This window comes from Shewanella sp. VB17, assembly GCF_013248905.1.
Lineage (GTDB): Bacteria > Pseudomonadota > Gammaproteobacteria > Enterobacterales > Shewanellaceae > Shewanella.
The window spans coordinates 3,336,021-3,351,818 of sequence record NZ_JABRVS010000001.1; the positions used below are offsets into that span (position 1 = coordinate 3,336,021).

A 15,798-nucleotide genomic window follows, 5' to 3' on the forward strand; every position below is an offset into this window, starting at 1 on the left:
ATGCCTAAATCAGTATTTATTTTAACTAGCTTAATTTACAATTTATTAACTTCTACCCCAATGTATACAAAGCCCTAACTTAGCTATCCATAGGCAATCTAGACATTAATTAATATCGTGACGCTATTCAACATATTCTTACACATTGAAAATTAACAAAAAAATAACATAAAAGTGCAACTGGTCGGAGTTGTTACAAGCAAAAACCCCCCTACTATGCACTGGTCTAATAAGTGGATCTCACATTGAGCCCAAGCCAACACCATTTGGCACTCGATAGAAGTGAGACCGCCAATAAAGGAAAGAATGATGAAATACTTCAACAAGACAATACTCGCTGTAGCCGTAACACTCGCTAGCTCTCAAGCTCTAGCAGCAGGCTTCCAACTTAATAGCCAATCTGCAACAGGTATTGGCCGCGCATTTGCAGGTGATGCCGTTATCGCTGATAATGCTTCTGTACTGTCACGTAACCCAGCTGCAATGGCAATGTTTGATAAAAAATCATTGTCTGTTGGCGTTGCGTATGCCGATCTTGACGTCAACATCACAGATGTTACTGGCATAGCTGGCACAGCCAACTACGGTAGCGTAGACGGCGCAGCAGAAAGTAAGATCATCCCTAATTTTTACTACATCCAGCCGATTAACGACAGCTGGGCATTTGGTGTCGCAGGATTCAGTAACTTTGGCACAGGCACAGACTTAACGGGTCTTGCCAATGTCAACCCCCAGTTACCTAATGGCGCATCTCTACCCGCTCCGGTTGATCTACTCGGTAACACTGAAATTGTCACCATGAACTTCAACGCAAGTTTATCCTACCGCTTTAACGAGCATTTCAGCATAGGTGCTGGCGTTGATATCATTTATGGTGAAGGTAACTTAAGCCGTGAAGGCAATCTTCCATCCCCACCTGATGGCAACATGGTACCGACTTCTTTAGTCGATGTTGACGCCGATGGGGTGGCATTTGGTGGCATTATTGGTACCGTTTATGAGTTTAACGCCGATAACCGTTTAGGCATGAGTTACCGCTTCAGCCCAGAATTTAGCGCCTCCGGTCATGTCAACTACACACAAACTACATATGATGAGATTAATATCCCGATGCCAGATATTTTCCAAGTGGCCGGTTTTCATCAACTCAATGACACATTTGCACTGCATTACACCGCTCAGCTCACCACTTGGGGCGATTTCGATGAAATCACCCTTAGCGATGGTCAAATCGCCAATGGAACTGCTACTGGTAACGCATCATTGAAGCAATATCAATGGGATGACTCTTGGTTATTCAGTGTCGGCGGCACTTACACTATTAATGAGCAATGGAAAGTACGCGCAGGTTACATGCATGATCAAGGCGTTGTGGGCGAACTTAGCTCACTATCAATTCCTGACTCAGACCGTAACTGGTATACCGCCGGCGCAAGTTATAACCTGAGTAGCCAAACCACCATAGATATGGGCATTGCCTTTGTTCGTGGTGAAGATGTGCACGTCACTGAAGCAAGTGATGTTCTTAAAAGTGATGTAACCGCATCGACTCGCTCAGATGCCGTCTACTATTCAGTGCAGTATAACTATCAATTCTAAGTTATTAGTATCTGTATAGCACTAGTTTAAAGCCGCACTGATGTGCGGTTTTTCGTCTGTTGCCCCTTCTTTGATAACGACTCAAATCGTCACTACATTGGAAGATAAACGATAAAGTCCCCTAACATGCAAGGTTTACCGCCATAGATTTACGACCTGAAAAGCCGTATTATGCAAGCATTACCCCCTCGTTAGATATGGAATACTGTATTGAAAAGTAATACGTTAGCCGCCTTGATATTAGGCGGTTTATTAAGTCTTGGATTCGTGCTCTCAGCCAAGGACATTGGCGAAAGCTTACTTAAAATGAAATCCATGGAACGCACCGTTACGGTCAAAGGACTGGCAGAGAAAGAGGTTAAAGCCACGATTGCTATTCAACCAATTCGGTTTACCGAGGTTGATAATGATCTCAACACCTTATATGCTTCAGTGCAGGAAAAAACCGATAAGGTCATTAGCTTCTTAACCGAGCAAGGCTTCACCGCTGACGAGATCTCAACTTCCCAGCCCTCCATTGAAGACAGACAAGCACAAGGCTACGTCGATCCCAATGTGAAATATCGCTACACGGCTAAAGTGAGCATTTCTTTATACACTAAACGGGTTGATCTATTACTCAACAGCCAACAGAAAATACTAGTACTCGCCAAAGATGGCATTGCCATTTCAAGCGAAGACTATAACAGTCGTACTGAGTTCCTATTCACCGAACTGAATAAAGTTAAACCTGAGATGGTTCAATCTGCCACACAAAATGCAAGAGAAGTCGCCAGCAAATTTGCCAGTGATTCCAACTCTACACTCGGTAAAATAAAACAAGCAAGTCAAGGGCAATTTAGTATTTCAAATCGCGACAGTAATACACCTTACATCAAAAAGGTGCGTATTGTGTCGACATTAACCTATTACTTAGACGACTAATATCAACCCCATAAATACATAGCGGCCACAATTAAGCAACATTTGAATTGGGCCGCCTTAGCAAAAAACTGCCACCCCCAATCGCCTTAATTAATTGATTACTTATTACTTATTACTTATTACTTATTACTTATTACTTATTACTTTTAAGAATAGTATATACCTGTTGATAAAATCTAGATTAATAATAATACTTTCATCACGTTGTAATATTGCTATGCATCCAACCTCACTGGTATCTCAACACTCACCACCTTGACACTAGATGAATATAAACTTATTTTTTATGACTATAAAATCTAAAATCAACCAAAAATTGATTTTTATGGTTTATAAGTAAGATATTTATTCATTTCACCACGATTCTATCACGCCCAACCTAAACCACTTAAAAAATTAAACATTTCATTTACAACTTACACACATACAGATACATTCACTAATGAGGTGCTATTTCTTTAGCGAAAATACTAAAAAAACATCAAATAACAATGATTAATACTAATTAACATGGAAGGCAACTATGACAAATACCCAATACACGACATGGGCTTTAAGCCTGTCTGCATTCGTGATCTCTGCCGCCGTCACTGCAAATTCAACCTTTAGCCCAAGAGCATACTCCTTAGATGCAAACATGAATCAAACATCACCTTTACCTAAGCGCTATATCGTCAAGTTTAACCATTTAAACGCCCTCGATCGCTTTCAGCCTCAATCAAATGCAGCCCTCTATGAACCTAGCTCAAACGAAATTTTTTCACATTACAAAGCCATGAGCAGTATATCTGCCAAAGAGATAAAACAGATTGCTCGTAGTAATAGCTATTCAGTCAAACTCAATGCTAAAGGCATTCAGGCACTCAAGCTTAATGCTCATGTTGAATACATTGAAGAAGATGTTCCAAGAAGGTTTCTGAGTGAAACAACACCTTGGGGCGAAACGTATGTGGGAGCCACTAAACTCAGTGATTCACAAACAGGCAACCGAACCATTTGTATTATTGATTCAGGCTACGATCGAGACCACAGTGATTTAAAAGATAATAAGGTCACAGGCACGAACAACTCAGGCACAGGAAACTGGTATGAACCGGGTAACAATAATGCCCACGGTACACATGTTGCTGGCACCATTGCAGCAATCGCCAACAACCATGGGGTGATTGGTGTCATGCCAAATCAGCATGCCAATATCCACGTGATTAAAGTATTTAATGAATCCGGTTGGGGATACTCATCCTCACTCGTATCAGCTGTCGATACGTGTGTTCGCAACGACGCCAATATCGTCACCATGAGTCTTGGTGGAGGTGCAGCCACGAAAACGGAGCGTAATGCGCTCGAGATCCATGCAAATAATGGCATATTACTGATCGCTGCATCCGGTAATGACGGCAATAATCAGCATAGTTATCCAGCATCTTATGACTCTGTGATGTCTGTCGCAGCGGTTGATAGTAATAAAGACCATGCGGCATTTTCTCAGTATACCAATCAGGTTGAGATTTCAGCGCCAGGTGAAGCCATTCTTTCAACCGTTACAGTAGGTGAAGGACGTCTTGCTGATATCACCTCTGAAGGGAAGTCCTATTTCGCCGAAGGCATTGTTCCTCATAATCGTTATGTGAAAAATGAAACGAACCATATAGTGGCACAGATTAATGGCAGTGTTACCGCAGAGTTGGCTGAGTGTACAGTATCGGGTTCTGACTTTCACTGCGACGACATGAACGATAAAATATGCCTTGTTGAACGAGTTGGCAATCAGATTGAATCTTACCCAGAAATCAATGCAATTACAGCATGTTATAATGCAGGCGCAAAAGGGGTTATTGTGTACAGTAATACCGCTTTACCTGGTTTACAGAATCCATTTTTAATTGATGTCAATAATGACGCCCCAGTCATTTCAGTCTCTGTTAGTCGCGCAACCGGCCAACACTTTCACAAGCTCGTAGGATCAACGTTTACCCTTACCACTACCGATAACGAAGATTACCAATACTATAATGGCACTTCCATGGCTGCACCTCACGTTTCAGGCGTTGCCACATTAATTTGGAGTCAACACCCAGAATGCAGCGCAGCACAAATTCGCACAGCACTCAATGCCACAGCAGAAGATCTAGGCACGACTGGACGTGATGATAAAACAGGCTATGGGCTGATTGATGCTGTCGCCGCAAAAGCTTACTTAGATGAATCTTGTGATGGCCCAACTCATTCTGGCACTGAGCCTAATTATAATATGCTGGTTAATGGCATAGCAAAAACAAGCTTAGCTGGCACCAATGATAGGGCGCTTTATTTCTCAATTGATGTTCCTATTGGCGCATCAAATCTCACCTTTACCATGACAGGTGGAACAGGAGATGCTGATATGTATGTTCAATATGGTTCGACCCCCACAACTAATAGCTACAATTGTCGTTCATGGGAGAGCGGAAACAGCGAGTCCTGTGCTATCTCCCAATCTCAAACGGGCACTTATTATGTCATGATCCAAAGTTACAGCACATTTAATGACGTGAGTTTACTGGCTAATTACACTGAAGCCAACCCTCACGACAACCCAGACGGTGACACTTACACCAGCAACATACACTACCCTATCCCCGATGATGATTCGGCAGGGATCAGCAGTACTATCTCAGTCACTCGAACCGGTGATTCAGGTAACCTAATTGCTAAACTTGCCATTTCACATGATTTTATTGGTGATTTACACGTTGAAGTCCACAGCCCTGATGGCACAATATCCCTACTTCATGACAATACTGGTGGAATAGGTAACAATCTCAACCAAAGCTATCCCCTCGACATGACAGGTGTGGAGTCCGCAGGCCTGTGGACACTTAAAGTGGTTGACAGTGTCAGAAACGATATCGGGACCATTAACGCTTGGACGCTAAGCTTCCAGTGAACAATATTCACTAGATGATCAATAAAAGAGAGTATTCATGCTCTCTTTTATTGTATACCCACGCCACTTCAAGATGTTCGTTTCAGTGTTTCATAGAATAATGGGAATGTTGTGAATGCAGATGCCATTACCCCCTTCAAATACAGCGCTTCTCGACAGACGAATCCTGCAGTATCTTAGGGGCGTTTGCGTATAGAAACTACGCTGACTATATCCCCCCTCCTATTTGCTGGTATAATACTGTTAATTCCAACTGATCCAGTAAACTCATGACACAAGTAAACAACCCATTACACGGCATCAAACTAGAAAGCTTATTAACTGACTTAGTCGAGCATTACGGCTGGGAAGCGCTTGGAGACCGCATCAATGTACGTTGCTTTAAACATGATCCGAACATGAAATCGAGCCTACGATTCCTGCGTAAAACACTCTGGGCAAGAGAAAAGGTGGAATACCTTTACTTGAAAATGAATAAGTTACCTTTACCTGCACAAAAACCAAGAGAGGATGGCTATCAAGCAAGCGATAAAACTCGCCGCGCCGCCAGTCATAAAGTCAAACCCACAAAAAATTCAATTGATGACTCAAGTGTGAATACCGATATTTGGGGAAAATCGTCATAATAAAGATATCACACTAAAAATAAGGCTACCCTTTCGTCAAGGGTAGCCTTATTTTTATCTCATGCCGATCACCATCATGCTGTCGATATTATTTTAATGTATAGTCACTGCCATCTTTGGCTGTAAAAATTTGATCTTGTAGGGAAGTTGAAATCTTATTTTGCTCCTCGATACTGAGCAAGCTTATCCAATATTGATGCCCTTCAAGTTGAATATCTTCTAAATCAGCCAAATCTTGCGATCCTCTCATACCACAACGATCAAAGGTTAATGCGACATGGGTCCCCTTATCTTGTAATAAAATTGCTGAAGGCTCACTCTTATGACCATTTAATGCAATAAATTGGCGAGGATCTCGCAGTCCACTATGGGTACCATCCTTAAAAAACATCAACAAATTTTGATAATAAACCACATAACTGCTGACATCTTTGTGTGAGCCTGCAGCTAATGGGAAAACCGTGTCAAGAAATGTTTTAGCTTGATCCACCACATTGACACTAGCAGACACTGCGTAGTCATCCATTGATACAATTTCAGCACTGATAAGGTCATTAATATTCTGTTTGTTTTGCGTATTTCTCATGGTTGATGTATTCATAGCCTTATCCTTTTCGCTCAATTTAAATGTCATATTCTATTTATTGCCGCACAATCGAATTTGTTTATATTGTAAAAAACTGTTTTATACGTTTTTTCGATTGCTTGATTTGTAGTCTAGCTAATTTTTTACTACAATTTCACAATTAAAATTTTACATTGTGAATTTTACAAAATGATTAAATCTCAAAGTTTACTGCGTAAATCCCATTTTCTAGGAACAAAGATCCGTAATCTTAGAAAACGTAACAACCTCACCATGGAAGATTTGTCTGCTCGTTGCATGAGAGTCGATCCAGAGTCTTCCCCGTCAATATCTTATCTATCGATGATAGAGCGAGGTAAGCGTGTCCCTAGTGCAAATATGATGGCTGTGATCGCCGTTGTATTTCAAAAAGATGTCGATTGGTTTTTAGATGACATGCCCGAAGATCAAGCAATTACTCCAGAAAAAGGCAGCCGAGGCGGAATTAGTGGTATGGCACTTGAGCCTAGTTTTCTCTTTTCAAAAGACATATTACAAATAGCCATCCCTGAAATGCTGTCTCAAACAGGAACCACTGGCCGACAATTTGCTCATTTACTCATTCGCGCGCACCAAGAGCATCACCAAAATCATTTTCCCGATCTTGAGCGCGCCGCGGAAGAAATAGGCATGAAACGTATGCCGTTAGCAGTAGACGATATGATGACTATCGCCCACAATATGGGATTAACGATAAAATGGGTGGATCAAGCACCTAAAGATGTGATAGATGAAATGGGCGTCACTTCCACCCAAGTTATCACCTCATTCTTTGAACCCCCTTCAACCATTTATATCAATAACAAACTTAACCATATCCCCATTAGACTCAAATACGATTTAGCCGTGCATATCGGTCATTGCGCCTTACACAATAAAGATGGGTTAAAATCTGTGTTAACCACAGGAAATCAAGTAAGCACACCTGAAGAGCTAGGCACCCCTGCCTCGTCGACGGTAAATGCCCAAGATATTCTGCATGCGTGGCGTGACTTCGAATCCAGTTTTTTTGCCGGCGCTCTACTCTGCCCTAAAGTCCCATTCAGACAACTGCTCGACCGCCATGGCTATGAAATCGATATTCATCAAAAACTTGGGGTCTCCGCATCTGTCGCTATGCGACGAATGACCGTTGTGTCACCTTACCCTCATTGGCATTATTTCGACGCCTACGCGCCTGGAAAATTAAAAGCCGTATACCGAGGTAATGGAATACCACTACCTTGGGGAAACATGAGACAAGTACAAGATCCTTGTCAGCATTGGGCAGTATTTAGGATGATAAATGCGCCTAGCCGAGGAACATCAGCACAAATATCGATTCTTAATGTGGCCGATGAGCCTAGGATTTACTGTTGTGAATCGACAAAAGTAGAGGACTTAGCGGGCAATAGTCATGTGCTTTGTGCCGGCATCGATCTCAACCCGGCTATTGAGGCCCAAGGTGGCGATGCACGATCGATAGCGAACTTACTAAAGCAAGCATGTGTCGATAATCGCGGTTCTGTCATGATCCCTCGCGCCATCAAAAAAGATCTCATGAGCGTTGCTAAAATATTGAATATTAACTGGATAGAACGTGGTATAGAGAATGAAGCCAGACTTATTTGTTCCAGAGGTGCGGCATGCCCACGCCAACCAAGCTGCTATGCATCAGGAAAAGCTGAATGCGACACTCTCAATTAGCCTAAAAGTAAGGAGGTTGACAATTACTGACGTTAAATGAAGCATTGAGACTCTTTAGCACTCATGATCCCGAGTTCAGATTACTCAAGCGAAAACTTCATAGTTACATGTACTTAAATTGGTAACTCAAATAGTAAACGCCATACCTGCACACCATCACCTGAACGCACACTTACCCCCAAGCGTTCTATCCCCATCCATTCCCACAGTATGGGTTTTGAAAAAGCTAAGGTGATCCCAACTTCAAGGCTATTAGACACTAGGACATCATCAGCAAAAGGCGTAGCAAAGCGTAACTTATCAAAATACCAGTAACCAGCTGCAAATATTCTTGGCTCGACATCTACGCCAAGCCAATCCCATCGCCAATATATACCTGTGCCCATATCGATACCTGACTGAACAGCAGAATACGTTTCACTTTCGGCGGTATCGACACTTCTATAGCCTGCAAAAAACAGACGATTAACCCAAATAGGATGCGTTTTTTTAAACGCTAAATCCAACAGGCTAGACACACCAGCAGACATAATACCGACACCAGAACCCGAATTATTATTGATGCCATAGCCCAAATCAAAGTAAGTTTGCAACTCATGATGTTCTGAAGTTCGTAGATGATATTCGATACCAGGAGTAAGGGTCACAGTGCCAATACTCGATGGAAAATCCCCATTAGGCACATCATCCCATTTAAAATTAAAAAAACCAAAAGAGATAGGTGTATGAAAGAACCATGACTCGGCATTATTGTTATCAATATTGAAATTCAATGGTACATTGACAACTGTGGTATTTTGCTCGGAAGTACGATACAGACCACTGCCAAGATAGTTAGCAAATGCGTAATGAGTAAAGTCTTCATTAGCATGAGTCGATGGGGAAATAAAAATAAAAAACACAATCAGAAAAGTTAAATTATTCAAAACCATACATAAAAGATTAATTTATTGGTATGGTTTGAATATAACGTGTCATGAGATTAAAATCTACCTTAATTATGTCTCGTCGTTACCCGTAAAATGATGTTCGGACATCATGTGCCCAAGTTCTGTAGACTTAGTTTTTAGATAGTCTTCGTTATAACGATTTTTACCTACTTGCAAAGGTATACGCGCAACAACCTCAATGCCTAACTCTTTCATAGCTTTGACTTTTCGTGGGTTATTGGTCATTAAGTTAACTTTCTTAATGCCAATCTTATCCATCATAGGTAAGATCATATCGTATTGGCGCATATCGGCAGCAAAGCCTAATTTTTCATTGGCTTCTACCGTGTTTGCTCCCTGATCTTGTAATTCATACGCACGAATTTTATTCAACAAACCAATACCTCGCCCTTCTTGACGTAGATAAAGAATAAAACCTTGTCCTGCTTCTGCAATATTTTGCATCGCAGTTTGCAGTTGAAATCCACAATCACAACGTAAACTGAATAAGGCATCTCCAGTTAAGCATTCTGAATGAATTCGACCTAACACAGCGGCGTCAGTATCAAACACACCAAATGTCAATGCGACATGCTCTTTACCCGTTTCTGTATCTTCAAAACCATGCATATCAAACACGCCCCAAGAGGTGGGTAGCGTTGAGGAAGCAACATACTTAATCGACATGAATAACCTTAAACGACTCTCTTCCCTGAAATGACTATCATCAAGAAAACAACGAAATGAATGCTTAACAATGAACTAAAGGGCCAAAAAGAGTACATTTTTATCTCTAAATAATGATCCCTATTTTATCTTTTTTTGCCAGTAAGTGAAATACCTTAGTGGTGTAATCATCTATGATGTCACCTTAAGGATAGTAGACCCACCGCAACTGAGTATAAAAAGGATAAATCTGCCACAGTCAAATAATTTTAAGCCGTTAATGTATGAGTCACTAAAACTCTTTTTCGGCAAAACCCGTCACAACTTCGATGCCCATTTCACGACCAAGTGCCGTCATTGGATGAACAACCACAAGTCCTTTAACTGACTTCTTTAACTTACCCATATCCGCTTGCTCACCTTTAGTTAGTGGGCGATTGAATTGCAAACTTAAAACAGATCCACCTTGTTTACTTAGCTCACGGGTCTTTTGTGCTTTTACGCTAGCAATGCGTTTATTAACAGCATTAATTTCTTGTCTGAATTGCAGCATAATGCCTTTATCACCGCGCTTTTCTGCAGCCGCTAGTTTACGGCGAAACTGCTCTAGCTTAGAGCTAAGTTCATGAAGTTCTTCTTTTAAATTCATTTTCGAGCCTTAAAAATTCTATAAAATGCAAAAACAGCCCTGATATAACGGCTGTTTTATAATAATTAATCTGATCTAATGGCGGCATTATAGCAGCATCTAAGCACATGCAGATACCGCTTTTGTGCGTGATATCAGATAACTTGGCATCTCATTGCACACGATTAGCACATCGATATTCAAGGCTTTGATGTACAAATGTCCATTTACTGAACAGACACCTTAGCCCAATTCATGTATTGCTCATCAGCAAGCTTGAGCATATCTAAATCTTCAGCGCTATCACCATAAGCATAAATGCATTCATAGCTTGTTAAATCAAAGCATTCACGAACCTTCTTAGCCTTTGCCTCGCCACTACAATCTCCAGCAAGGTAACACCCAGATAGCCTACCATCTCTCACTTCCAGCTCACTGCAGATTAAACTTAATCCGTAGGCTTGACACCAGTGCTTTAAATAAATATCGATCGAGGCGGAGACAACGACCACCTCATCACCATTTTTTTGATGCCAATCTATTCTCTCTGGTGCACAATCTCTCAAATACAGAGGAATCATTTTGCGGCTAAATTCAAGCCCAATGTGATTTAACTCATCATATTTTCGTTGTGAAAATGCAGCATAACTCGCTAGTATTCTCATTTTTCGTGCTGATAAATAACCCAGTTTATACATCAAAAAACAGGGGGCCAATAGTAAATGACCAATCATGTCTCGACACATAGACCCCGAATAATGTAAAAACGTTGTGTACATATCGGCATCAGTGATCGTTCCGTCAAAATCAAATAAAGCCAAATTCACACCACTCTCCTAATCAAGCACTAGTATTAACGCTCACCTTGAAGCAAGTCGATGATAATCTATTTTTCCCGCCCTATTCTATACCTTAAACACTGAAAAAATGCTGACACACTTTATGAGTAATCAATGGCATTATTTGAATGAAGAATGTGACAAAAAACGGCGATATTAGCTATGGCCTGTAACATTATCAGCCAACAATCGACAGTTAAATCTGATAATCAAATACGAGAATGTCTTCAAGTAATGGACGAAACACCTCTTTAAGTTGATCATGCTCAGCATGCGGTAAATAATGCTGACGCGCTTCTTCATTGTCAAACGTCATTAAAACGGAATGCGTATAACCTTTATTTTTATTTTCTTCACTATCATTCACGCCCCATTCAACGGCAACAACCCCCGTAATTTTACTCGGCATAGATTCAAATAATGCCCTAAGCGTATCGATTTGAGATGAATCGACTGATTGTTTAAATTTGATTAACAGAATATGTCGTATCATTATTCTTTCCATTACTGTAAAAATGTCTATGGCGCAGCCATAGATTGGGCAATAAAATAACGTTGGCCTGACTCAAAACCTATCTTGATTACGCATATTAATACGATGAAAAAATGCCGCAGCCTATAATCAGAACCATCAACTCGTGCTGTAGCCCATTATTCATTGGCAGCATGCATCGTCAATTGTACATCATTAAAACCCAGTAATGCCAACTCATCAGCAGTGAAGTTAATGTCCGTCAGTTGCACACTTGCATCTTTCATGCGCTCCTTTAGAGCCCTCTTCTCTCTTTTTATCTTCGGGACATGGCTCAATGAACGACCAATTTCGATATCACCGATGAACTGACTTTCAGCAAAAAAATCTCCTGAAATCGATGTACTAACGGGCCTCAGTACTTGTGATAATATATCGGTCATCCTAGATAAACCATATTTATCTATGGTCCATGACCAATCCCACCAATTAACCTCACCTTGAATGTAACGCTTATCCCATTGATAGTGAATACTGCTAGTCTTATCCTTCCAGCGTCCAACAGTAAAAGTGTGGGTTCGAGTTGGTCTATTTTTAGGGTGAGAGGGCCAAGCATTGCCTCCCCAACGTAAAAAACCATTAAATGTTAAATCATAGCTGACATCGGCATTAAATAAATAAGAATAAGAAATACTAGAGCGATATAGGGCAACCTTAATCGGGATTGATGAGTGAGCAGGGACCATTATCCTGGCCTCAATATTTGATTCATGGGTCTCAACCCCTGAATTTTGAGCAGTCCATGGCTGATCTGCCTCAATGCTTATCGATAATTCCGTTTTCCCAACATTAGGCCAACTAAATTTATCATGCACCATGACTTTTTCACTTAGGCTGTTCATATTGGTTTTTGACCAATGAGTTGATATGTCGTACCTAAGATTAACGATCACTTGTTGAGGTCTATCTTTGTCATTAATCGCATTAGCACTAATTGTTTTAACCCATTCTTTATCGACTGCATTGACGTCTCCATAAGAAAAGCTATTCTCATCTAAACGATAATCAAAATGACTAACGAAAATCGATGATTTATCCTGACATCGCTCTCCGTCACAATCCCCTTGGTTGTTACCTTGAATAAGCCAACCGTTTTCCTCCTTGATGATATTCATATCGTCACCAATATAATCACTGTCATTTCCCGCCAACCAAGCATAACCAAGGTAATGAGCTAAATAACTATTGGGTTTAATAAAGTACGTTTTATCATGAACCAGTTGCCATTGAATATCTACCTCATCACTTGCTGAAATGAAGTTAGTTGGTAATATCGCGATCTCATTTGCATGATTATTTGTCGGATAACATAAAGTATTACTCGCCCCGCCTGGTTTTATTTCCCCTCCATAACCCTGCCCCATAATCACCCAGTGATTTGCAAGGCCTGATATTTGCCACCTATCCATATTCTTGACTATCTGTGATTTAACAGGCTGGGCTTCATCGCGTGTTAATACTCGGTAACCCACCTCGCATGCCTCATCATCTAAACTAAAAAATTTTAATTTATCAGGATAAATAGGCTCTATTGTATAACCTGACGGTATATATGCTGTAATGAATAACAAGGTAAGTATTAATATTTTATTTCTCATGTAAAACCTTTATTAAAATGATCAGGCAATAATTCTCAACGCTTGAAGTAATTAGCTATATTCAGGCTCAAATTTTCAGCTTGCCAGAAACATTTTTATGCTACATTAATTGTTTATTGCATATTACAATAAACACAGTTAATTCACATTAAATATTCCACAACATAAATATCGACAACATAAGAAATAACAGGCTATAAACTCTGCTATTAATATTAACAATTCCTTAGGGGAATGTATAAAATGACCTATCAACACTATTTACAATGTTAATTTATTTTCATTAGATACTATTACCGTTCTCAATGGTAATAGTATCTAGCTCATCAAATCAGCACCGTAAAAATACCATAAAATTTATTGATTGACGGTAGTAATACTTAATTTTACATCATTAAAACCTAAAGATTCCAATTCATCAATCGTAAAATTAACATCGTTTAACTGCACATTTTTATTCTCTTGTTGTGCAGACACATCCCTTTTACTTCTTCTTTGTAGTGTGGATTTAGTCGGAGCATTACCTATTTCAATATCACCAGCAAACTGACTTTCTGCAAAGAAATTTCCCTTCACTGAGGAGCTAGTTGGACGCAATACTTTAGCAAGTGTATTTTTCATCGTAGACAAACCGTATTCCTTTATCATCCAGGACCAATCCCACCAATTAACCTCGCCTTGGATGTAACGCTTGTCCCACTGATAATTTATGCTGCTGGCATTATCCTTCCAACGCCCAACAGTAAAGGTATGAGAACGAGTTGGCCTATTCTCCGGATGAGTATGCCAAGCATTACCTCCCCAACGTAAAAAACCATTGAGTGTGATGTCATAGCTGATATCTGCACTGAACTGATAAGGATAAGAAATACTGGATTTATAAAGCGCAATCTTGATAGGAATTGAGGAATGAGCTGGGATCATTGGCCTAGCCTCAACAGTCACCCCATTAGTCTCAGAGCCGCCATTTTGAGATGCCCATGATTGATTCGCCGCAATTTCAATTGATAATTCAGTTTCTCCAACAAGAGGCCATTTAAATGTATTTTTCGTGGTCACTTTTTCACTCAAACCATAAGTATTGGTTTTTGACCAATCCGTTGATGTGTCATATCGTAAATTAATCACTACTTGTTGAGGCACATCTGTATTATTGACTGCGTTCGCACTAATGGTTTTCACTAACTCTTTATTCGATTCGGTAATACTACCATGAGAAAAACGGTTCTCATCTAAAGTATAGGCAAAATTGTTAACTCGAATCGTGGATTTATCTCTACATCGGTACCCATCACAGGAACCTTGGTTATTGCCTTTAATAAGCCAACCATCTCCTTCTCGAGTAATATCCATATCCTCGCCAACATAATCACTGTGATCCCCCCCGACCCATGCATAACCAAGATAGTGAGTTAAATAGCTATTAGGTTTAACAAAATTATTCCGATCATTAACCAATTTCCATTGAACATCAATCTCGTCCCCTGCAGGGATCTCGTTAGTAGATAAAACAGGAATAGTATCGCTATTATCATTTGTCGGATAACACCAAGTATTACTCGCGCTGCCTTGTTTTATTTCTCCGTAGTAACCAGGCCCCATAATGACCCAATGATTAGCAAGACCTGAAATTTGCCATGTCCCCATCATATTAACAATGGATGATTTCACTGACTGCGCTTCATCCCGTGTCAATGTTCGGTAATCAGTACCACACACCTCAGAACCTAAATTAAATATCTTTAATTTATCAGGATAAATAGGCTCTATTATATTGGCAAATGCCATCGATGGCAGATAGGCCATTGTCAATAATGAAGTACCGATCCATATTCTATTTCTCATGTAAAACCTCTCTATCAATGTTGTCAGATAATAAAATTCGACGTTTTAATTTAGCAACCAGTGAATAGTTATTGAGCTTACACAACCTAACCTGCTTAAAAAACAAACTAATGTCAAACAAAATATCGTACGGAATAACAACTTAATTGATGCTGAGATGTTGCAAATGTTAATAATGACATATGTGTTCAATTCAAAGTAAAAGACACATGTTAAGCATAAAAAAACCTTTACTCCCCGCTAATAAAACATAAACCTAAAGCATTAAACAGGGCATTCTGGAGAAATAAACACCAAGTTAATCATAAGCCTTGATAACTTAAGAGATTCATTAGGTCTATTCCAAGATGAAATGGTTAATCAGACTTCTTTTCT

The 15,798-nt window shown here is 40.1% G+C and carries 13 protein-coding genes; 5 read left to right on the forward strand and 8 right to left on the reverse strand.

Going from position 1 to position 15,798, the window contains the following annotated elements:
• Positions 1-309: 309 nt before the first annotated feature.
• From HQQ94_RS14315 to HQQ94_RS14330, 4 genes are all read left to right on the forward strand, one after another.
• Complete coding sequence (locus HQQ94_RS14315; protein WP_173296655.1) at positions 310-1,599, forward strand: OmpP1/FadL family transporter; 1,290 nt, start codon at positions 310-312, stop codon at positions 1,597-1,599.
• Positions 1,600-1,809: 210 nt separating this feature from the next.
• Positions 1,810-2,523, forward strand: a complete 714-nt coding sequence (locus HQQ94_RS14320) for an SIMPL domain-containing protein (RefSeq protein WP_217274041.1) — start codon at positions 1,810-1,812, stop codon at positions 2,521-2,523.
• Between the two features lie 523 nt (positions 2,524-3,046).
• Positions 3,047-5,449 (forward strand): S8 family serine peptidase, encoded by a 2,403-nt coding sequence (locus HQQ94_RS14325; protein ID WP_173295054.1) that lies wholly within the window; start codon positions 3,047-3,049, stop codon positions 5,447-5,449.
• A 269-nt stretch (positions 5,450-5,718) separates the two neighbouring features.
• On the forward strand, positions 5,719-6,075 hold the full coding sequence (locus tag HQQ94_RS14330) for a VF530 family DNA-binding protein (protein ID WP_173295055.1): 357 nt from the start codon (positions 5,719-5,721) through the stop codon (positions 6,073-6,075).
• Between the two features lie 88 nt (positions 6,076-6,163).
• Here the strand turns inward: HQQ94_RS14330 and HQQ94_RS14335 are convergent, their stop codons facing one another.
• Positions 6,164-6,676: a malate synthase gene (locus tag HQQ94_RS14335; RefSeq protein ID WP_173295056.1), complete on the reverse strand. Its 513-nt coding sequence runs from the start codon at positions 6,674-6,676 to the stop codon at positions 6,164-6,166.
• Between the two features lie 174 nt (positions 6,677-6,850).
• Here HQQ94_RS14335 and HQQ94_RS14340 point away from each other — a divergent pair, with 174 nt between their 5' ends.
• A complete protein-coding gene (locus HQQ94_RS14340) occupies positions 6,851-8,386 on the forward strand; it encodes a DUF3612 domain-containing protein (RefSeq protein WP_173295057.1) in 1,536 nt (511 codons plus the stop codon).
• A gap of 113 nt (positions 8,387-8,499) precedes the next feature.
• Here the strand turns inward: HQQ94_RS14340 and HQQ94_RS14345 are convergent, their stop codons facing one another.
• The 7 genes from HQQ94_RS14345 to HQQ94_RS14375 all read right to left on the reverse strand — a co-directional run bounded on the left by HQQ94_RS14345 (position 8,500) and on the right by HQQ94_RS14375 (position 15,423).
• The gene (locus HQQ94_RS14345) at positions 8,500-9,318 is read right to left on the reverse strand and encodes a hypothetical protein (protein ID WP_173295058.1); all 819 of its coding nucleotides are present in this window, start codon (positions 9,316-9,318) and stop codon (positions 8,500-8,502) included.
• 66 nt (positions 9,319-9,384) lie between these two features.
• Positions 9,385-10,002: a GTP cyclohydrolase II gene (gene ribA / locus HQQ94_RS14350; RefSeq protein WP_173295059.1), complete on the reverse strand. Its 618-nt coding sequence runs from the start codon at positions 10,000-10,002 to the stop codon at positions 9,385-9,387.
• A 271-nt stretch (positions 10,003-10,273) separates the two neighbouring features.
• A complete protein-coding gene (locus HQQ94_RS14355) occupies positions 10,274-10,630 on the reverse strand; it encodes a YibL family ribosome-associated protein (protein WP_173295060.1) in 357 nt (118 codons plus the stop codon).
• Positions 10,631-10,836: 206 nt separating this feature from the next.
• Entirely contained in the window at positions 10,837-11,436 is a 600-nt protein-coding gene (locus HQQ94_RS14360) for an HAD-IB family hydrolase (RefSeq protein ID WP_173295061.1), read from the reverse strand.
• 208 nt (positions 11,437-11,644) lie between these two features.
• On the reverse strand, positions 11,645-11,941 hold the full coding sequence (locus HQQ94_RS14365; protein WP_173295062.1) for a Dabb family protein: 297 nt from the start codon (positions 11,939-11,941) through the stop codon (positions 11,645-11,647).
• A gap of 158 nt (positions 11,942-12,099) precedes the next feature.
• Positions 12,100-13,578, reverse strand: a complete 1,479-nt coding sequence (locus HQQ94_RS14370) for an aerolysin family beta-barrel pore-forming toxin (protein ID WP_173295063.1) — start codon at positions 13,576-13,578, stop codon at positions 12,100-12,102.
• 357 nt (positions 13,579-13,935) lie between these two features.
• Positions 13,936-15,423, reverse strand: coding sequence for an aerolysin family beta-barrel pore-forming toxin (locus tag HQQ94_RS14375; protein WP_173295064.1), 1,488 nt, complete (start codon positions 15,421-15,423; stop codon positions 13,936-13,938).
• Positions 15,424-15,798: the final 375 nt, after the last annotated feature.

Coding starts and splice junctions, on each gene's coding strand:
- HQQ94_RS14370 (WP_173295063.1), bottom strand. CDS start 13,578: ATGAGAAATAAAATATTAATACTTACCTTGTTATTCATTACAGCATAT.
- HQQ94_RS14315 (WP_173296655.1), top strand. CDS start 310: ATGAAATACTTCAACAAGACAATACTCGCTGTAGCCGTAACACTCGCT.
- ribA (WP_173295059.1), bottom strand. CDS start 10,002: ATGTCGATTAAGTATGTTGCTTCCTCAACGCTACCCACCTCTTGGGGC.
- HQQ94_RS14335 (WP_173295056.1), bottom strand. CDS start 6,676: ATGAATACATCAACCATGAGAAATACGCAAAACAAACAGAATATTAAT.
- HQQ94_RS14355 (WP_173295060.1), bottom strand. CDS start 10,630: ATGAATTTAAAAGAAGAACTTCATGAACTTAGCTCTAAGCTAGAGCAG.
- HQQ94_RS14375 (WP_173295064.1), bottom strand. CDS start 15,423: ATGAGAAATAGAATATGGATCGGTACTTCATTATTGACAATGGCCTAT.
- HQQ94_RS14345 (WP_173295058.1), bottom strand. CDS start 9,318: ATGGTTTTGAATAATTTAACTTTTCTGATTGTGTTTTTTATTTTTATT.
- HQQ94_RS14330 (WP_173295055.1), top strand. CDS start 5,719: ATGACACAAGTAAACAACCCATTACACGGCATCAAACTAGAAAGCTTA.
- HQQ94_RS14325 (WP_173295054.1), top strand. CDS start 3,047: ATGACAAATACCCAATACACGACATGGGCTTTAAGCCTGTCTGCATTC.
- HQQ94_RS14365 (WP_173295062.1), bottom strand. CDS start 11,941: ATGATACGACATATTCTGTTAATCAAATTTAAACAATCAGTCGATTCA.
- HQQ94_RS14340 (WP_173295057.1), top strand. CDS start 6,851: ATGATTAAATCTCAAAGTTTACTGCGTAAATCCCATTTTCTAGGAACA.